The organism is Bradyrhizobium sp. USDA 4510 (assembly GCF_054059095.1).
The window spans coordinates 8655578-8677447 of sequence record NZ_JBSSBT010000001.1; the positions used below are offsets into that span (position 1 = coordinate 8655578).

The following is a 21870-nucleotide window of genomic DNA, read 5'->3' on the forward strand; positions in this document are numbered from 1 at the left end:
ACTGCCACGGGAGGGTCAAGGCGTGTCCGTTCATTTCGACGTGTTGATCGTGGGCGCGGGACTGTCGGGCATCGGCGCCGGCTATCATTTGCAGGCCAACTGCCCTGACCGCAGCTACGCCATTCTTGAAGGCCGCGACTGCATTGGCGGCACCTGGGACCTGTTCCGCTATCCCGGCATCCGCTCCGACTCCGACATGTACACGCTTGGCTATTCGTTCCGGCCGTGGACCGAGCCGAAGGCGATCGCGGATGGCCCGTCGATCCTGAACTATGTGCGCGAGACCGCGCGCGCCTACGGCATCGACAAGAACATCCGCTTCAACCATCGCGTCGTGCGCGCCGACTGGTCGTCGGCGGACTCGCAATGGACGGTCGAGGTCGAGCGCGGGCCGGAGAAGACGATCGAGCGCTTCACCTGCAGCTTCCTGTTCATGTGCAGCGGCTACTACAAATATGAACACGGCTACACGCCCGACTTCCCCGGCATCGCCGATTTCGCCGGCCGTGTCGTCCATCCGCAGAAATGGATCGACGACATCGACTATGCCGCCAAGAAGGTGGTGGTGATCGGCAGCGGCGCGACCGCGGTGACGCTGGTGCCGGAAATGGCCAAGACCGCCGCCCATGTCACGATGCTGCAGCGCTCGCCGACCTATGTCGTGGCGCGGCCCGACGAGGACAAAGTCGCCAACTGGCTGCGCGCGCGGCTGCCCGCGAAACTCGCCTACGGCCTCACGCGCTGGAAGAACGTGCTGTTCGGTATGTATTTCTACCGGCTCTGCAAGCGCGATCCGGAGCGCGTCAAGAAGCTGATCCTCGGCGGCGTGCGGCATGCACTCGGTCCGGACTACGACGTCGCCACCCATTTCACGCCGCGCTACAATCCGTGGGACCAGCGGCTTTGTCTGGTGCCGAACGGCGATCTCTTCGAATCGCTGCGCAACGGCAGATCGTCCGTCGTCACCGATCAGATCGAGACCTTCACGCGTGGGGGCATCAAGCTCAAGAGCGGCAATGTGCTCGACGCCGACATCGTGGTGACCGCGACCGGCCTCGATCTGCAGGTGCTCGGCGGACTCGAGATCAATGTCGACGGCGCGCGCGTCGATCTGTCGAAGACCATGAACTACAAGGGGCTGATGTACTCGGGCGTGCCGAACCTCGCCGCCGCCTTCGGCTACACCAATGCGTCCTGGACGCTGAAATGCGACCTGACCTGCGAATATGTTTGCCGCATGCTCAACCACATGAAGGCGAACGGCTACGCGCAGGTCACGCCGCGGCGGAACGACCCTGATGTCGCCGAACTGCCCTGGGTGGATTTCTCATCGGGCTATATCCAGCGCGCCGCCGCCAGGTTCCCCAAGCAGGGCTCGCGCCGGCCGTGGCGGCTCTACCAGAATTATGCTCTCGATATCATGACGCTGCGCTTCGGCTCGCTGAAGGATGAAGCCATCGAGTTTCTCCCGGCGCGTCAGGCCAGCGCGGATGCCGCCTCGAATCCGGCACGCCAGGTGGCGTAACGCGCGACGCGCCAAACGCCATGCAACTTCGCGCGCGCCCGATGTGGCGCGGGCTGGCGATCACCCGGCAGCTCTGCTATGGGATGGCGACGCCCGCATGCTTTCGCTGCGGGCCGTGCGGTCCCGTAGCTCAGCCGGATAGAGCGACGGTTTCCTAAACCGTAGGTCGGAAGTTCGAGTCTTCCCGGGATCGCCATTTTTCGCTCGCCGCGCGCTGTCGGTGAGGCTTTTCACCACGCATTTCGGCGCCATCTGCCCGGCGTTCGCTCCCCCCAAGTTCACCCGAGATCAAGTTCACCCCAAATTAGGGAAAGCCCGGGACAATGGGGAGGGGGCACCGGAAGACCGCACGTATGCGAGCTAGCGTTCCAGAACGGGTTGAGCAGGGGGGCGGCGATGCCCTTCGCGATCCGCTGCGTTCGAAGGGCCGGCCGCTCGTCGTCGATGTCGACGAGGTCATGGTGCGGGGAAGCTCCGTCCCGGCCGATATCGCATCCGATCTGATCCGCCGCCTTCGCGCTTTCGCCGCGGCGATCACCGCTTCCCTTGGAGCGCAAGCGCGATCGACTCATGGTGTAGCTCGATCGGGGTTCGATCCATCCCGGGCGCAATTTGACCCCGACGCGGTGAGGTTCCTGCTGCAGGTGCTGGGCGAAGGCCGCCCGGTCTACCTTTGCTCGGAAACCCATCCCGAGCCGTTCGTCAGCGCGGTCGCCGAGCATCTTGGCGTCTTCACCGCCTGGGCTGCCGCGCCGGAACGTCGATTGCCGCCGGCGCAGCGCGAAGAGCTGCCGCCCGTGCTTCGGCAGGGCTTTGACTATATCGGCAGCGCGGCGGTCGCGTTGCCCGATTCCGCATCGCGCCTCGCGCGCTCCGCTCGATCCGAGCCGTCCGCGCCCGCGCGGGTCAGTATGCGCGTCAGTATGCGCAGCTGGCTGAAGCTGTTCAGGGTGCATCAATACGCCAAGAACGCCCTCGTGCTGGTGCCGCTGCTGACCGCACACAAATTCGCATTGGGATCGGCGGCGACGTCGCTGCTTGCGGTGATCGCATTCTCGCTCTGCGCGTCGGGCGCCTACATCCTGAACGACCTTCTCGACGTCGAGGCCGACCGCGCGCATCCGACCAAGCGCAACCGCCCGATCGCAAGCGGCGCCATCCCGGCATCGCGGGCCGTCGGCGCGATGGCCCTGGCGCTGGTCGCCGCATTCGCGATCGCAATGTCGATATCGATCGAGTTCGGCGGCGTCCTGCTCGGCTATTTCGCGCTGACCACCTCCTATTCGTTCTGGCTCAAGCGCATCGCGACCGTCGACGTCGTCGTGCTCGCCACGCTTTACACCGTCCGCGTGATCGGCGGCGCCGTCGCGATCAGCGTGCCGATGTCGGAATGGCTGCTCGCGTTCTCGCTGTTCATCTTCATGTCGCTGGCGCTGGTGAAGCGCTATATCGAGCTCGCCGGCCAGCCGGACGGCGCCGTGCTGGCGGCGCGCGGCTACCAGGTCGAAGACAAATCGATGATCGCGATCCTCGCCGCCGCGTCAGGCTTCAACGCCGTCGTGATCTTCACGCTCTACATCTCGTCCGATACGGTGCGCGCGCTTTACAGCCATCCGCAACTGCTCTGGGTCGGTTGTCCGATCTTGATGTACTGGATCGGCCGCGTGATGTTGTTCGCGCAGCGCGGATTGATCGACGACGATCCGGTCATCTTTGCGCTGAGGGATCGCGTCAGCTGGGTCGCGCTCGGCGCGATCGGCGCCATCATGCTCGCCGCCATCTAGCGATGCCGGCGGCTGCGTTACCAGGAGCTGTGATGTCGACCTCCAGTCCGGGCGGCATTGGCCTGTCCGGCTGGGGCAACTATCCCAGGGCGTCGTCCGAACTGCTGGCGCCGCAGACGCCCGCAGGCGCGCGGGACCACCTGCTTGCGCGGTCCGGCGTCGTCGCGCGCGGGGCCGGGCGGGCCTATGGCGATGCCGCGATCGGAACGCAATCCACGATTTCGTCGCGCGGCCTGAACCGGATGCGGAGCTTCGATGCCGCAACCGCGCGATTGACGGTCGAAGCCGGCGTAACCATCGCCGACATCCTTGCCGTTTTCGAGCCGCGCGGCTTCTTCCTCAAAGTCGTGCCCGGCACGAAATTCGTGACGGTCGGGGGCGCGATCGCGGCCGACGTTCACGGCAAGAACCATCATCGCGATGGCGGCTTCGGCACCGTCGTCGATTCGTTCCGCATTGCGCTGCCTGGCGGCGAGATCGTCACCTGCTCGCGATCGGAAAACGCCGCGCTGTTCGCGGCGACGTTGGGAGGCATGGGCCTGACGGGCATGATCCTCGACGCGACGCTGCGGCTGCTGCCGATCGAGACCGCCTGGCTACGTCAGGACACCCGCGTCGCCGGCAATCTCGACGCGGCGATCGATCAGCTGGAAAGCAGCGCATCGACCACCTATTCGGTGGCCTGGATCGACTGCCTTGCGCGCGGCGCGGCGCTCGGCCGGTCGCTGGTCTATCTGGCCGAGCACGCCACGCGGCGCGACAAGGATATGCTTGGGCCCGGCCTCGAGACGTTTCCCAGGCTTCGCGCGTCGCGGCTCGCGGTCCCGGAGCTGTTTCCGGGATGGCTGCTCAATCGCGCATCGATGCGGGTGTTCAACGAGCTGTACTTCCGCCGCGGCGCCGCGCATCCGGGCAAGCCACGGCTGGTCCATTGGGACCCGTATTTCTTTCCGCTCGATGCGATCGCCGACTGGAACAGGATCTACGGCTGGCGCGGCTTCGTGCAATATCAATGCGTGATCCCGGCTAGCCGCGCGCGCCGCGTTCTCGCCGAAATTCTCGATCGTGTGTCGCGGCGCGGCGATGCGTCGTTTCTCGCGGTGCTCAAGCAGCTCGGCGAAGGCAGCGGGCCGATGTCGTTTCCGCTCCGCGGCTACACGCTGACGATGGACTTTCCGGTCACCGACGCGCTGTTCGGGTTTCTTGACCAGCTCGACGCGCTGGTGGTCGATGCCGGCGGCCGGCTCTATCTCGCCAAGGATGCGCGGCAGTCCCGCGCGACATTCGAATCCGGATATCCCGGCCTTGCGGCCTTGCGCGACATCCGCCAGCAGATCGGGGCGAACAGTCGCCTCGTGTCCCATCTTTCAGCACGGCTTGGAATTTGATGACCGGCACAAAATCAATTCTGGTGATTGGCGGCAGTTCGGACATCGGGCACGCGACCGCGCTGCGCTATGCGAGGGACGGATGGCGCGTGATGCTCGCCGCCCGCGATATCGCCGCGGCACAGCGCAATGCGGACGACATCAAGACGCGAAGCGGTACCGAAATCTCGGTTGTCGCGCTCGACGTGCTGCAGACCGGGCAGCTTGCCGGCTTCGTCGCCGGTCTTTCCCCACTTCCCGACACCGTCGTATGCGTTGTCGGGGAGCTCGGCGATCAGCAGCGTGCCGAGACCGATCCCGAGCTTGCGACGAAGATCATGCGCACCAATTTCGAGGCGCCCAGCCTGCTGCTCGAACTGTTCGCGCAAGCCTTCGCGACGCGCGGCTCGGGAACCATCGTCGGCGTGAGCTCGGTCGCCGGCGATCGCGGGCGGGCCTCGAACTATTATTACGGCGCGGCCAAGGCCGGCTTCTCGCAATTCCTGTCCGGCTTGCGCAATCGTCTGGCGCTTGCGGGTAAGGTCCGTGTCGTCACCGTCAAGCCGGGATTCGTGCGGACCAGGATGACGGCGCATATGAAGCTGCCGGCTCCCCTGACGGTGCAGCCGGATCGGGTCGCGGAGGATATCTTCCGGGCCGATGTGACGAGGCCGCGTGACGTGATCTATGTGGCGCGCCGCTTCCGGCTGGTGATGGCGATCATCTGCGCGCTGCCGGAGACGATCTTCAAACGGATGCGTATCTGATGCCCGGCGTCGCCGCCAACCACGCGTCGTTCCCGCGATCCAGCGCGATCCGGCCGAGCGTCCCGCTCGTGACGGCATCGCTGTGGCTCGCGCTGTTCGCGGCGACGCTGATCTTCAGCGTCATGCTCTGCGACGGCAGGCTGATCTTCACCCTCGACGATCCCTACATCCACCTCGCCGTCGCCGATCACATCCGGTCCGGCGGCTACGGCGTCAATGCGTCCGAGGTCTCGTCGCCAAGCTCGTCGATCATCTGGCCCTATCTGCTGGCCGTGACGGAGACGCTGCGTCTTGGCGCATTCGGTCCGCTCCTGATCAATGCCGCGGCAGCGGCAGCGACCGTCGTGGCTTTCCTGCGCATCCTTGAATCGGCTGAACTGCTCGACCCCGGCCGGGAGAAGCCGCTGCTGCTTTTCGTCGCGTTGCTCGCCATTTTTTCGTCAAGCGCGATCGCCCTGCCGATGACCGGCATGGAGCACAGTCTTCACGTTTGGGCCACGGTCGCGACTTTCGGCGGCCTGACCGAAGCCGCGCGCGGACGGTCGCCGACCGCCATGCATTTCGCGGCGCTGGTGCTGCTGCCGCTGATTCGCTTCGAGGGAATCGCGTTCGCCATCGCGGCGATGATGGGGTTTGCCCTGCTCGGCCAGCGCCGTTTTGCCGCCGCGGCCGCTGCCGTCACGCTCTGCGCGTTCGCCGCGTATTTCGCGCGAATGGCCTCGCTCGGTCTCCCGCTTTTGCCGAGTTCGGTATTGCTCAAATCGCGCATCGCCGAATCCGGCTATGAAGGGACCGGCGTCATCGCCTCCATCCTCCGCAATCTCGGCGACAGCTTCGCTGATCCCGCCGGCTTCAGGCTGATGCTGCTCGGTCTTGCGCTCGCCGCCGTGATGGCGCTGCTCCGCTCCGACCGCGGCGCCCTGATCGTCTGTGCGACGGTGCTCGCCGCGATCGCTGCGCATCTCGGCTTTGGCCAATATGGCTGGTTCCACCGGTATGAGGTTTACATCGTTGCGCTTGCGGTGCTGGCGCTGCTCTACGCGGTTGCACGCGCGCGAGCGGTCTTGAGCGTCCCGCAATGGACCGCCGCGACGCTCGCCAGCGTCGGGCTGGCCGGTTTTGCCAGCGTGGGCTATGTCAGCGCCGCCCTGGAGACGCCGTTTGCCTCGCGCGGCGTCTACGAGCAGCATTATCAGTTGGGCCGCTTCGCCCAGCAGCTATACCGGCGGCCGGTTGCCGTGAACGATCTTGGACTCGTCGCCTGGGGAAATGCGAACTTCGTCCTGGATCTGTGGGGGCTCGGTTCGGAGCGCGTGCGCAAGGCGAAGCGGGCCGGCCGCTACGGCCCGGCCGAGATGGCCGCGCTCGCCGACGAGTATCATGTCGGCGTCGCCATGATCTACGACAGCTGGTTTGCGCAGGGCGTGCCGGCGAGCTGGAGGAAGGTCGCGATCCTGCACACGATTCCGGTGACCGGCGCGCGGGGTGACGTAAGCTTCTACGTCACGCCGGCCGCGGAGCCAGAACTCGTCGCCGGCGCGCTGAAGGCCTTCGCGTCGACCCTGCCGGCGCGCGATCGTCTCGAAATGGTGGCGCCGTGAGTGTTGCGTGATCGCGGGGCGTGTCGCGCCGGGTGCTCAAATCCTCGCAAGAGGCCCCTGCGCCGGAACGGGAGAGCCCCTGCTTGACTCGCGCAGCAGCAGGATTGCGACGATCAGCGTGATCAGCGCGGCGATCCCGAAGCCTCCGATCGAAAGCACGTCGACCCAATGGACGTCCGTGCGCGGCGTGTTGTTATGGACCGTGTGCATGTAGCCGAAGGCTCCGATCGGTATCGGCGCGGCATAGATGATCGCACGTTCCCACTCGCGGGCCTTGGCCTGAAGCGCCGGCAACAGCAGCGCCATTCCGACACTGAAGATCAGGAAGTCATAATCATACGCATAGGGGCTGATGCAGACCGATACGATCGCGGTCAGGCCGAGACTCTCGCGCACCGGCATCTTGCGGTAGACCGCGACCAGCACGATGCCGAGCGCAAGGACGGCGACGATGCCCTGGCCGATAAACGCTGCCGACGCGGAGAACCCCGTGGTTCGCAGCGCGGCATAGGTCGAGACCATTCGGTACAGCGGATAATAGGCTTCCCGCAGGAATACCGATGAATCGTGCACGCTCTGCAGCATCACGGTCCAGATCTGCATGCCGAACAGCACCGTGCAGATCGCCGAGCTGATCAGCACGACGGCGCCCGCCGTCATCACGACGATCCACGAGCGCCGCAGGATGGCGTAGAGTGCGAAAGCAACGGCGAAATGCGGCTTGATGATCATGAGACCAAGGGCCACGCCCGCGAGCATCGGCCGCTCTTCGAAGTACAGGCACACCAGCCCGATCAGTGCGGCGGTAAGGAAGCTGTTCTGACCGCATGCCAGCGTGACCCCGATCGTCGGAAAGAAAACGATCAGCACAAGCACGAACCGGTTTCCGGCAAGACGCCGCAGCACCGCGAGATAAAGAGCCAGCGTCGAGGCCATGAACAACAGATAGGCCATCCCGAACGGGACCAGCGCGAACGGAGCCAGCAGCAGGTTGAATTGCGGCGGATAGGTCCATGGCATGAAGCCGTCGTGCCCGCCCGACGCCTGCTTCTCGATGATGGCGAGCTTCGCGAATTGATAGGCCTGGTCGAGGTCGCCGAGCCACACCAGCTTTGCGGTGATGTAGAAGGCGGCGAAGTCGACCAGTTCGCGGCCGTGCCCCAGCCCCAGCTGGGAGAACCACACAACCTTGAACAGGAGGGCGGCGACCAGCATCACGAGGATTCCGCGTGTGTAGTTGGCGCGCTTCGAGTCCGTCGACTGAATTGTTTCGAGCGTTGTTGCGAGCATCAGGCCGGGCCCTGTTATGGCAACCCAAGCTAGATTGAATAGGTTAAGCAGTCGAAAAATTGCAGGGAGAGGGTGGATCCCCTGTGGCCTGACAGCCGCAGGGATGCATGAAATCGGTCGGTGGAGGCTGGAACCGGACGGTATCTCGGTGTCCGGATGCGACTTTCGCTGGACGCTCCGTCGGCGGCAGTGATAACGGCTGACAAGAACCATCTCACGACGGACCGCATGCCGAAACCGCCGCCTTTTTCCAATCGCGGGCCCAGCCCATCCCCGGTACTGCAACGCGCCGTGGTCGCATTGCAGATGGGACAGGTCGTCGAAGCCGAGCGGCTGGCGGCGGAGGTCTTGAAGGCAAACCGGACCGATGTCGGCGCGGCCTCGATCCTGGCACGGGCGCTGATGATCCAGAACCGCAACGAGGAAGCGATCGCACCGCTCGAGCGAGCCGTACGCCGCGTCGAGGATCCCGGCCTCGAGACCCTGCTTGGCGCAGCGCTCGGCGGCGCTGGTCGCGGCAGCGAGGCGATCGATGTGCTGCGGCGAACCACCGCGCGGCGGCCGCCGTACCTGCCCGCATTCCAGGCGCTGGCAGGGCAATTGCACTCGGCCGGTCGCATCGACGAGGCGGTTGCCGTCATCGAGAGCGCGCTCGTTCTCGCGCCGGAGAGCCTCGAGTTTCAGCTGCTGCTGGCGCAGCTGCTGCCCCAGCGCAATGAGCGTGGCCGGGCGCGCGAGATTCTGGAGAAGCTGCGCAATGCGGCGCCGGGACATCCCGATGTTCTGGCCGCGCTCGCGCGTGTGCTGCTGCTCGATGGCGAATATGCTGCCGCGGCGGATCTCTACCGCCAGGTGGTGGCGCAGCGCCCCGACGACCCGCTGACGCGTCTCAGCTTCTCCGCCAGTCTTCTGGAAATGGGCGACCGCGCGGCCGGCGAGGCCAATCTGCGTCTCGCGTTGCGCGGCCGGCCGCAAATGATCGGCCGCACGACCGCCGCGCTGATCATGTCATCGCACGGCCGCTTCTTCTTCCGTCGCAGCGCCTTTGCGGAATTTCTGAGCTAGGGCGTTTTCGAGCGAAGCGGACACCGGCTCGCGCTAACGCGTCAAAACTAGAATCTAGAGCGGCGGGGATAAGCCGCGGCCTCTGCGCTCAAGCACAAGCGCCTCTGGAATGCTGGATCGCCCGCATCCGGGTGAAGACACCGAACTGGCTCAGGATCGCGCCCCATAGTCGGTGTCGTCCTGGCGAAAGCCAGGACCCATTACCCAAATCTCAATTGTTGAGCGCTACCGGGCCGCGATCCCGCTCATCACCGAAGACGGTGGCTAAGGGTCCTGGCTTTCGCCAGGACGACGGCGGTGGATGCCGAGCCTCCCATCGGGTAGTTCGCAATGACGGAGGAGGCCGCAGCGGAGCTTCGCGCGCCCGCTCTACGTCCGAAACTGCCGCCGATAGAGTCCGGACTCGCGGGCCATCCTGTTGGTCAGTTCCTGGGCGCGCGATGTTTCATCCGGCGTCATCGCGGCGGTCTGCGCGACCCAGTTTTCGCGCTTCACCGGGAAGCACTGCGCAACCGGCGTGCCCTTGGGCAATACGCCGTTGAAACTGGTGTCGTGCCAGCGTGCCGGGAAATGAACCCAGCTGTCGTGAAACAGATCGCAATCGACCATGCCGGTCAGCGTGGTGAACGGCAGGTCGAACCGGTTGACCGGATGCGTGAAGAACAGCGAGTAGCCGGGCGGCGCCTCGATGGTCCACAGATTGACGAACTTGATGACGAAGCGGTCGGGCTCGAACAGCGGCGAGCCGACTACCTGGCTTTCGTCGTGGAAGCCGACCGGCGAGCGCGGGAATTCGAGCGCGCCGCCGGCGGGAAGGTCGTTGTCCCAGGTGATCGCGCCATTCTCGACCTTGAGATCGCAGATCAGCGGCAAAAGGAAACCCGATGTCATCGCATCGACGAATGGCGGGCAGCGCTTGACGGTATCCTCTTCGCGATTGCTCATCGTATTGAAGGCCTGCGTCGGCATCGCCTTGAGCCATCCGGGAAGCCCCAACGACGCAGGCATCGGCGGCGGAATCTTGCCCTCGAGCTCCGCGGGGCAGCGGAATTTGATGGTGATCGCTTCGTTATTGTTGGACACGGCTTTGGTCCTTGGTTCGTTCAGTGTCGGCGGCGCCCTTGCGCCAGTCGATGCTCGTCTAGCACGCGACGACGGGGCGGAGAAAGCAGCCGCATCGGTCGCGAAGCGAGCCGCGATATCGAGCTATAAGTTGTTGTTATCATGACGGATAAGGCAAAGTCCTTAATCTCACGGTTCGGCGCGCGCCAATGCCGGTTTTCCGCGTCTTGCCGCTCACCGGTGTGCAAGACTCTGCCGATAGGCATTGGCTTTCGACGCCCGCCGGGCGCATCATGGCGTCGCTGACGACACGATCCGCGTGAGGTAACGGAGGTACCATGGCCGAATCGAAGGTTGAGACCGCCAACGCTGCAGCTGCCGCGTCCCCCTCCGGCGAGAGCGGCAGCGGCCCCAGCCAGCTCGCGGTCGCGACCGTCCGCACCGTGCCGATCGAGCAGGCGCAGTCCCGCACCGAGCACGATCTGCTCGGCGAGGACGACGTCCCGGCCAATGCGCTGTGGGGCATTCACACCAAGCGCGCGGTGATGAACTTTCCGATCACCGGCGTGCCGGTCGGGCACTTCCCGGAATTCGTCCGCGCGCTGGCGCTGGTGAAGCAGGCTGCCGCGCGCGCCAACAAGCGGCTCGGCTATCTCGCACCGGGGAAGGCGGATGCGATCGAAGCGGCCTGCACCCAGATTGCGACCGACAAGGTCTATGCCGAATCCTTCGTCGTCGACGCGATCCAGGGCGGCGCCGGCACGTCGACCAACATGAACGCCAATGAGGTGATCGCCAACGTCGCGCTGCGGCTGATGGGGCGCAAGCCGGGTGACTATCACGCGCTGCATCCGAACGACGACGTCAACATGGCGCAGTCGACCAACGACGCCTATCCGACCGCGCTGCGGCTCGCGGTGATTTTCGCCACCCAGCCGCTGGTGCGCGCGCTGGACGATCTCGCCTACTCGCTCAAAGGCAAGGCGGTGGAGTTCGCCGACGTGTTGAAGATGGGGCGCACCCAGCTTCAGGATGCGGTGCCGATGACGCTCGGCCAGGAATTCGATGCCTTCCACGTGACCGTGAAGGAGGATGTCGCGCGCCTGAACGAGATTTCCGCGCTGTTCCGCGAGGTCAATCTCGGCGCCACCGCGATCGGCACCGGCATCAATGCCGATCCGCGCTATGCGGCGCTCGCGGTCGAGGAATTGTCGCGGCTGTCCGGCCAGCCGATGGTGCTTGCCTCCAACCTGATCGAGGCGACGTCCGATCTCGGCGCCTTCGTCCTGTTCTCCGGCGTGCTCAAGCGCGTTGCGGTCAAGCTGTCCAAGATCTGCAACGACCTGCGGCTGCTGTCGTCGGGGCCGCGCACCGGCATCGGCGAAATCCGCCTGCCCGCCGTGCAGGCCGGCTCGTCGATCATGCCCGGCAAGGTCAATCCTGTCATTCCCGAAGTGGTCAACCAGGTGGCTTTCCTGGTGATCGGGCACGACCTCACGGTCACGATGTGCGCCGAAGGCGGCCAGTTGCAACTCAACGCGTTCGAGCCGACCATCGGCTATTGCGTCTTGAGTTCGCTGCGCATGCTGACGGCGGCGGTCGATACGCTGACCAAGCGCTGTGTCGACGGCATCGAGGCCGATCGCGAGCGTTGCCGCAGCCTGGTGCAGGGCTCGATCGGTCTGATCACGGCGCTGGCGCCGTCGCTCGGCTACGAGGCCTCATCGCGCGTGGCGCGCCGTGCGCTCAAGGAGAACCGCTCGGTCGCCGACATCGTGCTGGAGGAAAAACTGCTGACCGAAGCGCAGCTCAACCAGCTCCTCGAGCTCGAGGCCATGACCCCGCCCGGCGCGCCGGCAGCCGGTGCCGAGGAGTTGAAGGACAGCCGCTGCATCGGCAGTCGGCTCCCTCTCCCGCTTGCGGGTAGGGCAATCGCATATGACCTTCAGCGGCTACGGAGGTAACTCCGGCCTCGTGGTTCGAGACGCGCCGCAAGCGGCGCTCCTCACCATGAGTGCCGCAAAACAAGACCCGTCATCCTGAGGAGCCGCGCAGCGGCGTCTCGAAGGATGGCCGCGAGGACGCTGCCCGACAGATTTTTCTATATGCGATTCCCCCGCAAGCGGGAGAGGGGGCGCAGTCCCTTCGGGGGCCTACAGCGTCTTGATGAACTCGATCAGGGCGCGGCGCTCGTCTTCCTTCAGCTCCGGCCCGATCACGCCGGTGCGCTTCTCGTTGGAGAATTCGTGTCCGGAATTGCCGTTGCCGCGCTTGGTGGTGTCGAGCATGAAGGCGTTCCTGATCTTGTCCTTCCAGACGTAGCCGAGATCCTTGGGATCATACTCCCGGCCGCCGAGATAGAAGGTCGCGGGACGGTCCTTCACCGGCGACAGCAGTGCGTAGATGGTCGGGACCGAGCCGTTGTGCAGATACGGCGGGGTCGCCCAGATGCCGTTGAGCGGCCGGACCTTGTAGGCGAGCGGCGCCTGGATCTCGTTCGGCCGGTAGCCGTTGATGCGCTTGCGATCTTCCGGCGGGGTCTTGTTCTGGTCGTACCAATAGTCGACGGTCTTCTCGACGAGATCGCCGAGCGCAGGACCGAAACTGCTGTCCTTGATGTTCAGATTGGCCGGCGTCTCGACGGTGCGGTGCGCGAGGCCCTCGGCTTGCGCGCTGTCGGTACCGATATGGCTGATCGGAATCATCTCGACATCGAGCAGCGGCTGGCCGGCCTCGTTCCTGGTCCAGCGCCTCTTGTCCTTGAACAGCGCAAAGGCTTCGCTCGCGGGCAGCGCCTTGCTGTCGATCGCCGGGCCGTGACAGCCCTGGCAATGCGTCTTGTAGAGCTCGCCGCCCTTCTTCGCGAGGTCCATGTTGATTGGCGGCAGGATGTTCTCCGGCCATTTCGGCGAAGCAAGTCCGCCAAAACCCTTGTCCTCGCTGGGCGGCTCGCCGGCGATCATCCGCTCCATCTCGTGCAGCACGTCGATCCGCGCGCTCGATTTGTAAAGCCCCTTGGACTCGTCGAGCAGGTTGAGCTCGGCGCTGACGCCGAGCGCCTCGCCGGCGTTGCGTACCATCGGCTGCATGATCGAGCCGTCATATTGCACCCAGCTGAACCACGGTGCGTTCCAGATTCGCGGGAAATGCACCGGCGCCGAATGCGAGGCGTAGTTGTTCGGGTTGTTCAGGTCGATCGAGAACACTTGGTTGCCGATCCGGTTCAGCGCGTCGAGCCGCGCATAGCCTTCCTCGACGCTGTTGGCGGCGACCTTGTTCTCCAGCGAATTGATGTTGGCGTATTGCTTCAGCACGAGGTCGAGCTGGCCGCGCAGCGCCATGCGTTCGTCGAGGCTGGCATCCTTGCCGAGGATCTCGTCGGCAAAGCGCGAGAAGCGCCCCGGCCAGAACCGCGTCAGCAGCAGTGAGACGCCGACGCTCTTCTGGAATTCGAACAGATTGGTGTTGGCCGGCCCACCGTCGATCACGATCTCGGTGCCGCGATAGCTGAAGCTGCCGGTGTGGCAGGCGGCGCAGGTCAGGCCGACGCCGGTCATATCCGCCTTGCTGTGCGGATTGCGCCACGGCGCGCCGTTGGCATCGGCCATCGGGCCGCCCTGCGAAAAGCCGATCGGCAGCGCATCGGGTTTGCCCGGAATCACCGTGTCGGGAATAAAGCCGAAGCGGCCGAGATAATTGGTCTCGCTGAGTCGCGGCGCCGCGGTGAACAGCGGCCAGACCGTCGGCTGCTCCAGCGCCATGAACCATTCATGGGGAATGCCGAAGGTCCGTGTGCCCTGGTCGGCGTGATAGAACCAGCGCAGCCGCTCCGCGCTGACATTCTGATCCAGCCACACCGTCTTTGCCGGCGGCTGGTAGTCGACGACCTTGACGCGGAAGCCGCTCGCCACCGTCTCGATATCGTCCTTGAAATAGAGCACGCCGGCGACAATCAACAGTCCGATGACGAATATCGTCTTGCGAGGCATGCCCCGTTCCCCCAATTCGCGGTATCCGCGCGTGATATGGATGAGATGTTAAAATTCGCCGAAAAACGAGTTCGCGTTAAGCGTGTGATGCGGTGTGCGCCATCCTACAGTCGCGGCGCTTGGTCTAACAACGGAAATGTTGATTGGCTGTGAGCCAGTTCACTTGCGGCGTTCCCTCCGCGGCGGCATTTGCGCGCATCGAGGCCTGCGGCTAGAAACAACGGCGCAACAATTCTTCGAGATGTCATCTTGAACACGTCAGGCGTGCAGCCGCTCACGATCACGGTCTCGGACGACAGCACGGTGTCCGCGCTGCTGCTGCGGCCGGCGCAGGCCCGTAGCGCCTATGTGTTTGCCCATGGCGCCGGCGCCGGCATGACGCATCCCTCGATGGTCGCGATTGCGGAGGGCCTGGCGGAGCGCGGCATCGCGACATTGCGCTATCAGTTTCCCTACATGGAGAAGGGCAGCAAGCGGCCCGATCCGCCCGCCGTCGCGCAGGCAACGGTGCGTGCCGCCGTGGCGGAAGCTGCGCGTCATTGCGGCGAACTGCCGCTGTTCGCCGGCGGCAAGTCGTTCGGCGGACGCATGACCTCGCAGGCACAGGCCAAGGCGCCGCTCGCCGGCGTGCGCGGGCTGCTGTTTCTCGGCTTTCCGCTGCATCCCGCCGGCAAGCCATCGAGCGAGCGGGCCAGGCATCTCGCCGAGGTCAAGGTCCCGATGCTGTTCCTGCAGGGCACCCGCGACGCGCTGGCCGAGCTCGACCTGCTCGAGCCCGTGGTGAAGGGGCTGGGTCATCGCGCGACGCTGCATCTGGTGCAGGAGGCCGACCACTCCTTCCATGTCCTCAAGCGCTCCGGCCGCAACGACCACGAGGTGATGGCCGAGGTGCTCGATGCCTTCGCGGGCTGGGTGGCGGAGCATGCATAGGTGTGTAGCCCGGATGAGCCAAGCGACATCCGGGGTCTGCATGCCGCGGGCGAGATCGGTCCCGGATATCGCGGAGCCTGTCATCGGGCGCGCGTTCGCGCGACCCGTTGGCTCATCCGGGCTACGCTTGGCCGCGAAAGGGATGTTATTCTCCACCCATGACAAAGATCCTGATCGTCAATCCCAACACCACCGCGTCGATGACCGCAACCATCGCGACCGCCGCGCGGGCGGTGGCCTCACCGGGCACCGAGATCGTCGCCGTCACGTCTGCGATGGGACCGGCCTCGATCGAAGGCTTCTATGACGAGGCCTTCGCCGTTCCCGGGCTGATTGAGGCGTTGCTGAAGACGCCCGATGCCGACGCCGGCATCATCGCCTGCTTCGACGATACCGGGCTCGATGCCGCGCGGTCGGCGGCCCGCTATCCGGTGGTCGGCATCTGCGAGGCGGCGCTGGTCACCGCCGGGCAGATCGCCAAGCGCATCGGCATCGTCACCACGCTGCCGCGCTCGATCGTCCCGCTGGAGGAACTGGTCCGCCGCTACGGCTTTGCCGACCGCGCGGTGGTTACTGCCTGCGATGTCGCGGTGCTCGATCTCGAGAAGCCGGGCTCGGGCGCGAGGCCGAAGCTGGAGGCCGAGATCGCCCGCGCGCTGGACAAGGGCGCGGACGCCATCGTGCTCGGCTGCGCCGGCATGGCTGATCTTGCCCATGAGCTGTCGGTGAAATTCGGCGTGCCCGTGGTCGACGGCGTGGCCGCCGCGGTGAAGCAGGCGGAAGCGCTTGCCGGCCTCAAGCTGACGACGTCGCGCCGCGGTGCCTATGCCTCACCTGGGGCGAAGAGATACACGGGTTTGCTCGAAGGATTCGCGCCGGCTCCAGAAGACTAAGCTTCGTCATTGCGAGCGAAGCGAAGCAATCCATGGCGTCGCATGCCGAGAATGGATTGCTTCGTCGCTGTCGCTCCTCGCAATGACGGATGAAGTTTTTATGACGCCACCCCGCGATAGATCCGGTCGCGCAGGCGGCGCATGCCGGACAGCCAGCGCTCGCGATTGGTGGCCTTGCGCTGCATGTATTCGTGCACCTGCGGATGCGACAGAATCAGGAAACGTTCTTTCGCCATCGCCTCGATCACCATGCGCGCAACCTCGCCCGGCTGCAGCACGCCGTCGACGCGCGCGGCACTCGGACCCGGCGTCGTCATGCCCGTCTGCACCGATTGCGGACAGAGCACGGAGACGCGGATGCCGCGATCGCCATACTGGATGGCGAGATGCTCGGCGAGCGCGACCGCGGCATTCTTGGTCACGCCGTAAGGCATCGAGTTCAGCGAGGCTAATAGCCCCGCGGCGGATGCGGTGTTGATGAGATAGCCGGAGCCGCGCGCGAGCATGCCGGGCACCAGCGCGCGCGCCGCGTACACGTGGCTCATCACATGCACGCGCCAACTCACGTCCCAGTCGGCATCGGACGCGGTCTCTTGTCCCTTGCGCGAGAGCCCGGCATTGGAGAAGAACACGTCGACCGGACCATATTTGTCCTCGGCCGCGGCGATCAGCGCCTTGATGTCCTCCTCGAGCCCGACATCGGCGGTGACGGCGAGGCCGTCGATATCGCCGGCGACGCTCGCGAGCCTGTCGCGCGAGGTCTTGAGATCGGCGACCACGACGCCGCGTGCACCGGCGTCCGCATAGGCCCGCGCCACCGACTCGCCGATCCCGCTCGCGCCGCCGGTGACGACGCAGACCTTGTCCTTGACTTGCATGGTTCGATGTCCCTGCTTGTTATCGTGGTGGGTCGGATTGTCAGCCCTGATACAGGCCCTTGTCACGCGCCTTCTGGATCGCGAGCGCGGCCATCAGGTCGAGCATCGGGGTCGAAATGGCGGCCGCGCGGGCGAATGCCGCCGGTGCGCGCACCAGCACATCGATCTCCATGGCGCGCCCGAGTTCGTAGTCCTGCAGGATCGACGGCTTGTGGTCCGGCGCCGGCCCTGAGCGGGTGACACGCTTGACCTCGGGAATATAGTGTGTCGCCACCGCATTGGCCTCGTCGAGCAGGCGCGGGATCACGTCCTGCATGTCAGGATCGTCGCGGACGCCGCGCGCAGTCAGCCCGGTCAACAGGCAGAGCACCGACATCGACATGTTGGTCAACAGCTTCGACCAGATCGTCTCGCGGATCTGCTTGACCTCGGGCGATTCGATCGCGGCGTCGTTGAGCGCCGCGCGCAGGCGGGCGATGCGCTCGCTCTGGCGATCGTCGCATTCACCGATCAAGAGGCGGTTGCGGTCCGGCGACAGGTTCGCGACGACACCCGGCGCGACCACCTCGTTGGAGGAAAAGATCACGCCGCCAATGATCCGCTGCTTCGGGACGGCGCTGCGCAAATGCCCGCCGGGATCGAGGAAGCCGAGATCGGGGATCGCGGGATGCTGTGGCGGGAGGCCGAGATCGTACCACCAGGGAATGCCGTTCTGCGCGAACACGATTGATGTGTCGCGCTGAAGCAGCGGCGGGAGCCCGGCTGCGAGCGCGCCGATGCCGGTCGCCTTCAGTGTGCTGATGACGATGTCTTGCGGTCCCAAATCGGCAGGATCGGCTGAGGCCTTCACCTTCGCGGTGATGCTGGTGTCGCCGACCTTCAGCGTCAGTCCGTTGGTCCTGACCGCGTCGAGATGTGGCCCGCGCATCACGCAGGCCACATCATGGCCGGCACGTGCGAGCCGGATCGCGAAGTGGCTGCCGACGGCGCCCGCGCCGAAAATGCAAATACGCATGAGTGGAACAATTCTCCGCAACGTGCCCGGTCAGTTTCCACAAGCGCGGGGCATCGCGCAACCCGTCATGCGCGTGGCGCGGTCGCGCGCGCTCGAAAGTGATGGATCAAGGCATCCGCTCTCGCCATAGTGCAAGGCCAGTACAAGATAACAGCAATGCCGAACGAGGGAGCAACGTCATGTCGGCCAGCCCAGTCCTGTGGAGCCTCGATGCGCGGGGTGTCGCGACCGTCACGCTGAATCGTCCCGAGGTCAACAATGCCTATGACGGCGCGCTGATTGCAGGCGTGCTGGCCGCGATCGACGATCTCTCGACCAGGCCGGTGCGCGTCGTCGTACTGAAGGGCAACGGCAAGCATTTCCAGGCCGGCGCCGACCTGAAATGGATCAACGGCGTGCGGCCGAAATCGTTCGAGGAGAACGAGGCGGCGTCGCGCGCCACCTTCGAGGCGGTGCAGCGTCTCAACACGCTGCCGGTCCCGACCGTCGCGCTGGTGCAGGGCGGCTGCTTCGGCGGCGGCACCGGCGTGATCTCGGCCTGCGATATCGTGATCGCGGCCGACAATGCGCTGTTCTCGATCACCGAGGTGCGCTGGGGCCTGACCGCGGCGATCATCATTCCGCAGCTCTGCGACGCGATCGGCGTCCGCCAGGTGCGCCGCTATGCGCTGACCGGCGAACGGTTCGGCGCCGAGGATGCCCGCCGCATCGGCCTCGTCCATGAGGTGGTGCCACTGGCCGGTCTCGACAGCGCCGGCGCCAAGGTCGTCGAGCAGCTGCTCGGCAATGCCCCGGATGCGATGGCCGAGACCAAGAAGCTCGCGATGGAAAGCTCGTTCGGCGGCATGGCGGTGGACGATGCGGCCTACAAGCGCCTCGTCCAGCTGCATTCAGCCAAGCGGCAGACCGCGGAAGCTGCCGAGGGGCTTGCATCCTTCGCCGAGAAGCGCGCGGGCCGGTGGGGCGGCGGCGCGTAAGCTCAGCAGCCGCGGCAGATGCCGCGCATGCTGCGATAGACCTCTTCGTCGTCGCGGCGCATCTGCTGCAGCTGATCTAACGTCTTCGATTCGCTCGACCGCGTCACCGGCGGCTCGGGCTTGCGCTTCGCCGCAAGTTCCTGCTCTTGCCGATGGTAGCAGGCCTCGCGCTCCGCCTTGGCCTCAATGAAGCGGCAGGTCTCGATCGCGGCCGCGGGCCCAGCGACGATGATGAGACCAAACGACATTGAGATCAGGAGTTTCAAGCGGGCGATCCTTTCGCGTCCTTGTCTCAGGTCGGCATGCCAACGGCAACGCCGGCGTCGCATCACAGCGGCTGCGACAGCGATTTCTTCAATGTCTTCAGCAGCGCCTGCACCGCGGCGGCATCGATGCGGCGCTCGGGAACGGCGGCCTTGACCCACAATTCCGGAATAGGAAAGTCGGTGAGTACCGGCTGCAACGCGCCGTCGCGCAGCGCGTCCGCGACCAGATAATGCGAGAGCAGCGCAATGCCGTTGCCGGCGATCGCGCTTTGCGTCAGCACGCGGCCTTCGTTCGAAGAGAGAATCGGGCGGACCTGGATATTGATGCGGCCGCGCGGTCCCTCGAACGGCCATTCCGGTCCGGTCGGCAGGAAGCTGAGGCAGCGATGATCGACCAGGTCGCGCGGATGCTTCGGTATGCCGTGCTTCTTCAGATAGGCCGGTGAGGCGCACACGAGGCGCGGCAGCCGGCACAAGGGCTCGTCGACCACGCCGCCGAAGGAATGCGGGAAGGCGCCGATCGCGAGGTCGAAACCTTCGGTTACCGGATCGACCGGACGATCGATCATCACGATCTCGAGCTTCACGCTTCCGTTCTGTTTCTGGAAGATCGTGAAGGCATCGGCGAGCCGCGCCACCGTCAGCGAAGTCGGCGCCTTGACGCGCAGATGATCGGAGAGGTCGCGCTGCTTCTCGCCCATCCGCGACAAGAGATCGCCGACATCGGCAACCACGCCACGGGCGCGGTGCACATATTGCTGCCCGGACTCGGTCAGCCGCAACTGGCGGGTCGAGCGGTGGAACAGCGCGGTGCCGATCCGCTCCTCGAGTTGGGTGACGCGTTTGGCGACGACGGATGTCGCGACGTTGAGCTTGCGCGCCGCGGCGGAAAAGCCGCCGGCATCGGCGGTGGCAAGGAAGGCTTCGAGATTGACCAGCGTATCCACCTGCCTTGCTCGTCTTTCTCGATTCGCGAAAGCTGATTACATAATTTGGTGGATTGTACTGCAATCTGCATCAATTCATAGTTGGCCCAATCAACTTTGTTCAGGGCGGAAATGATGCGAGCGAGCACGATCGAAGAACCTGCGCGGCAGGTCCCGGTCTATGGCGAATATGACGTGGTGGTGCTTGGCGGCGGACCGGCCGGCATCGCGGCAGCGGTCGGCGCGGCATGTGCCGGACGGCGGACGCTCCTGATCGAGCGTTACGGATTTCTCGGCGGCATGGGCACCGCGGCCGGCGTGACCAACTTCTGCGGACTGCACGCCAACATCTTCGGCGAGATGCACCGCGTGGTGCAGGGCATCGCCTCCGACCTCCTGGCGCGGATTGACCGGCTCGGCGGGCTGAACGCGCCACATCTGATCCTCGGCAAGATCCTTGCGCAGGCCTACGACACCGCGGCCTACAAGATCGCGGCCGACGATCTGCTCGCACATCACAAGGTCGACATTCTGTTCCACGCGCTCGGCGCCGGCGTCGTCATGGATGGTTCGCATATCCGTGCGCTGATGGTGGAAACCAAGGCCGGCCGTCAGGCCGTGCGCGCCAGCATCTTCATCGATTGCTCCGGTGACGGCGATCTCGCGGTGTGGGCCGGTGCGCCCCATGAAGTCGGCGATAATGCCGGCGGCATGCTCTACCCCTCGATGATGTTCCGCCTCAACGGCATCGATCCAGCGAAGGCCGGCGATGCCTGGCGCACCATCCCGGCGCTGATGGCTGAGGCCGAGGCCGCCGGCACCCACACATTCCCGCGCAAGTCGGCGATCGTGCGGCCGCAGAAATCGCAGATCGAATGGCGGGTGAATTTCACCCAGGTGACGCGAAGCGACGGCGGCGCCATTTCCGGTATCGATCCTGACGACATGACGCGCGGCGAGATCGAGGGCCGCCGCCAGGCGGTCGAAGCGTTCAGGTTCCTGCGCACGGTGCCCGGCTTCGAGAATTCCTACATCGTCGATCTGCCGCCGCAGCTCGGCATCCGCGAGACGCGGCGCGTGATCGGCGGCTACATGCTGTCAGGCGAGGACGTGCTGGGCTGCGCCTCGTTCGAGGATTCGATCGGCGTCAATGGTTGGCCGAAGGAATCCCATGTGCCGGGTGATGTGATCTTCGAGTTTCCGCCGATCCCGGAGAGCCGCGGCTATAACGAGTTGCCGTACCGCATGCTGGTACCGGAGGGCGTCGACAATCTCCTGGTCGCCGGCCGCTGCGCCTCGATGACCCATGAGGGGCAATCGGCGGCGCGCGTCTCCGGTGCCTGCTTTGTGATGGGCGAGGCGGCGGGAACCGCAGCCGCGCTCGCGCTGTCGGGCAATACGATTCCGCGCGACATTTCCGTCGAAAAGTTGCAACAACAGCTCGGCACACAGGGCGCGTTCATCGGCCGCGATCAGGCCGTGCCCGAAGGAATCTAGAGCGTTTTCAAGCGAAGTGGATACCGGTTCGCGTGAAG

Annotated in this window: 18 protein-coding genes and 1 tRNA gene; 12 read left to right on the forward strand and 7 right to left on the reverse strand. The window is 65.3% G+C overall.

Going from position 1 to position 21870, the window contains the following annotated elements; genetic code table 11:
- Positions 1-22 precede the first annotated feature (22 nt).
- The 6 genes from ACVMDN_RS40130 to ACVMDN_RS40155 all read left to right on the forward strand — a co-directional run bounded on the left by ACVMDN_RS40130 (position 23) and on the right by ACVMDN_RS40155 (position 7044).
- On the forward strand, positions 23-1525 hold the full coding sequence (locus ACVMDN_RS40130; RefSeq protein WP_083715167.1) for a flavin-containing monooxygenase: 1503 nt from the start codon (positions 23-25) through the stop codon (positions 1523-1525).
- 119 nt (positions 1526-1644) lie between these two features.
- Positions 1645-1721: transfer RNA gene (locus ACVMDN_RS40135), tRNA-Arg, on the forward strand.
- 157 nt (positions 1722-1878) lie between these two features.
- Entirely contained in the window at positions 1879-3309 is a 1431-nt protein-coding gene (locus tag ACVMDN_RS40140) for a UbiA family prenyltransferase (protein WP_076832794.1), read from the forward strand.
- Positions 3310-3341: 32 nt separating this feature from the next.
- Entirely contained in the window at positions 3342-4697 is a 1356-nt protein-coding gene (locus ACVMDN_RS40145) for an FAD-binding oxidoreductase (protein ID WP_057020154.1), read from the forward strand.
- On the forward strand, positions 4697-5443 hold the full coding sequence (locus ACVMDN_RS40150) for an SDR family oxidoreductase (RefSeq protein ID WP_057020153.1): 747 nt from the start codon (positions 4697-4699) through the stop codon (positions 5441-5443). Before ACVMDN_RS40145 ends, ACVMDN_RS40150 begins: the two co-directional genes overlap by 1 nt.
- The gene (locus tag ACVMDN_RS40155) at positions 5443-7044 is read left to right on the forward strand and encodes a hypothetical protein (protein WP_076832791.1); all 1602 of its coding nucleotides are present in this window, start codon (positions 5443-5445) and stop codon (positions 7042-7044) included. Before ACVMDN_RS40150 ends, ACVMDN_RS40155 begins: the two co-directional genes overlap by 1 nt.
- A gap of 36 nt (positions 7045-7080) precedes the next feature.
- Here ACVMDN_RS40155 and ACVMDN_RS40160 read toward each other — a convergent pair whose 3' ends face one another.
- Positions 7081-8334, reverse strand: a complete 1254-nt coding sequence (locus ACVMDN_RS40160; RefSeq protein WP_076832788.1) for a glycosyltransferase family 87 protein — start codon at positions 8332-8334, stop codon at positions 7081-7083.
- 291 nt (positions 8335-8625) lie between these two features.
- On the opposite strand from ACVMDN_RS40160, the gene ACVMDN_RS40165 reads away from it, so the two are divergent.
- A complete protein-coding gene (locus ACVMDN_RS40165) occupies positions 8626-9399 on the forward strand; it encodes a tetratricopeptide repeat protein (protein ID WP_283805980.1) in 774 nt (257 codons plus the stop codon).
- 369 nt (positions 9400-9768) lie between these two features.
- Here the strand turns inward: ACVMDN_RS40165 and ACVMDN_RS40170 are convergent, their stop codons facing one another.
- Positions 9769-10482, reverse strand: a complete 714-nt coding sequence (locus ACVMDN_RS40170; protein ID WP_028336241.1) for a hypothetical protein — start codon at positions 10480-10482, stop codon at positions 9769-9771.
- Between the two features lie 317 nt (positions 10483-10799).
- On the opposite strand from ACVMDN_RS40170, the gene ACVMDN_RS40175 reads away from it, so the two are divergent.
- A complete protein-coding gene (locus tag ACVMDN_RS40175; protein WP_456843674.1) occupies positions 10800-12425 on the forward strand; it encodes an aspartate ammonia-lyase in 1626 nt (541 codons plus the stop codon).
- Positions 12426-12614: 189 nt separating this feature from the next.
- Here the strand turns inward: ACVMDN_RS40175 and ACVMDN_RS40180 are convergent, their stop codons facing one another.
- Complete coding sequence (locus ACVMDN_RS40180; protein ID WP_076832780.1) at positions 12615-14450, reverse strand: c-type cytochrome; 1836 nt, start codon at positions 14448-14450, stop codon at positions 12615-12617.
- Positions 14451-14699: 249 nt separating this feature from the next.
- Here ACVMDN_RS40180 and ACVMDN_RS40185 point away from each other — a divergent pair, with 249 nt between their 5' ends.
- Positions 14700-15380, forward strand: a complete 681-nt coding sequence (locus ACVMDN_RS40185; RefSeq protein ID WP_076832777.1) for an alpha/beta hydrolase family protein — start codon at positions 14700-14702, stop codon at positions 15378-15380.
- A 158-nt stretch (positions 15381-15538) separates the two neighbouring features.
- Positions 15539-16273 carry an aspartate/glutamate racemase family protein gene (locus ACVMDN_RS40190; protein WP_076832774.1) on the forward strand — a complete coding sequence of 245 codons (735 nt, stop codon included), beginning with the start codon at positions 15539-15541 and terminating at the stop codon, positions 16271-16273.
- 98 nt (positions 16274-16371) lie between these two features.
- Here the strand turns inward: ACVMDN_RS40190 and ACVMDN_RS40195 are convergent, their stop codons facing one another.
- Together ACVMDN_RS40195 and ACVMDN_RS40200 are read right to left on the reverse strand one after the other, a co-directional pair.
- A complete protein-coding gene (locus ACVMDN_RS40195; RefSeq protein ID WP_076832771.1) occupies positions 16372-17151 on the reverse strand; it encodes an SDR family oxidoreductase in 780 nt (259 codons plus the stop codon).
- 40 nt (positions 17152-17191) lie between these two features.
- Positions 17192-18166 carry a ketopantoate reductase family protein gene (locus tag ACVMDN_RS40200; protein WP_076832768.1) on the reverse strand — a complete coding sequence of 325 codons (975 nt, stop codon included), beginning with the start codon at positions 18164-18166 and terminating at the stop codon, positions 17192-17194.
- Between the two features lie 179 nt (positions 18167-18345).
- On the opposite strand from ACVMDN_RS40200, the gene ACVMDN_RS40205 reads away from it, so the two are divergent.
- Complete coding sequence (locus tag ACVMDN_RS40205; RefSeq protein ID WP_076832765.1) at positions 18346-19143, forward strand: enoyl-CoA hydratase-related protein; 798 nt, start codon at positions 18346-18348, stop codon at positions 19141-19143.
- Between the two features lie 2 nt (positions 19144-19145).
- Here ACVMDN_RS40205 and ACVMDN_RS40210 read toward each other — a convergent pair whose 3' ends face one another.
- Positions 19146-19409 (reverse strand): hypothetical protein, encoded by a 264-nt coding sequence (locus tag ACVMDN_RS40210; RefSeq protein WP_063790168.1) that lies wholly within the window; start codon positions 19407-19409, stop codon positions 19146-19148.
- 62 nt (positions 19410-19471) lie between these two features.
- A complete protein-coding gene (locus tag ACVMDN_RS40215; RefSeq protein WP_057020144.1) occupies positions 19472-20356 on the reverse strand; it encodes a LysR family transcriptional regulator in 885 nt (294 codons plus the stop codon).
- A gap of 114 nt (positions 20357-20470) precedes the next feature.
- Between ACVMDN_RS40215 and ACVMDN_RS40220 the strand changes: the two genes are divergently transcribed.
- Positions 20471-21832: an FAD-dependent oxidoreductase gene (locus ACVMDN_RS40220; protein ID WP_076832897.1), complete on the forward strand. Its 1362-nt coding sequence runs from the start codon at positions 20471-20473 to the stop codon at positions 21830-21832.
- Positions 21833-21870 lie beyond the last annotated feature (38 nt).

Bases quoted from the DNA above. Each gene is read 5' to 3' on its own strand.
- ACVMDN_RS40155 (WP_076832791.1), top strand. From the start codon at position 5,443: ATGCCCGGCGTCGCCGCCAACCACGCGTCGTTCCCGCGATCCAGCGCG.
- ACVMDN_RS40205 (WP_076832765.1), top strand. From the start codon at position 18,346: ATGTCGGCCAGCCCAGTCCTGTGGAGCCTCGATGCGCGGGGTGTCGCG.
- ACVMDN_RS40180 (WP_076832780.1), bottom strand. From the start codon at position 14,450: ATGCCTCGCAAGACGATATTCGTCATCGGACTGTTGATTGTCGCCGGC.
- ACVMDN_RS40200 (WP_076832768.1), bottom strand. From the start codon at position 18,166: ATGCGTATTTGCATTTTCGGCGCGGGCGCCGTCGGCAGCCACTTCGCG.
- ACVMDN_RS40140 (WP_076832794.1), top strand. From the start codon at position 1,879: ATGCGAGCTAGCGTTCCAGAACGGGTTGAGCAGGGGGGCGGCGATGCC.
- ACVMDN_RS40160 (WP_076832788.1), bottom strand. From the start codon at position 8,334: ATGCTCGCAACAACGCTCGAAACAATTCAGTCGACGGACTCGAAGCGC.
- ACVMDN_RS40220 (WP_076832897.1), top strand. From the start codon at position 20,471: ATGCGAGCGAGCACGATCGAAGAACCTGCGCGGCAGGTCCCGGTCTAT.
- ACVMDN_RS40195 (WP_076832771.1), bottom strand. From the start codon at position 17,151: ATGCAAGTCAAGGACAAGGTCTGCGTCGTCACCGGCGGCGCGAGCGGG.
- ACVMDN_RS40145 (WP_057020154.1), top strand. From the start codon at position 3,342: ATGTCGACCTCCAGTCCGGGCGGCATTGGCCTGTCCGGCTGGGGCAAC.
- ACVMDN_RS40175 (WP_456843674.1), top strand. From the start codon at position 10,800: ATGGCCGAATCGAAGGTTGAGACCGCCAACGCTGCAGCTGCCGCGTCC.
- ACVMDN_RS40150 (WP_057020153.1), top strand. From the start codon at position 4,697: ATGACCGGCACAAAATCAATTCTGGTGATTGGCGGCAGTTCGGACATC.
- ACVMDN_RS40190 (WP_076832774.1), top strand. From the start codon at position 15,539: ATGACAAAGATCCTGATCGTCAATCCCAACACCACCGCGTCGATGACC.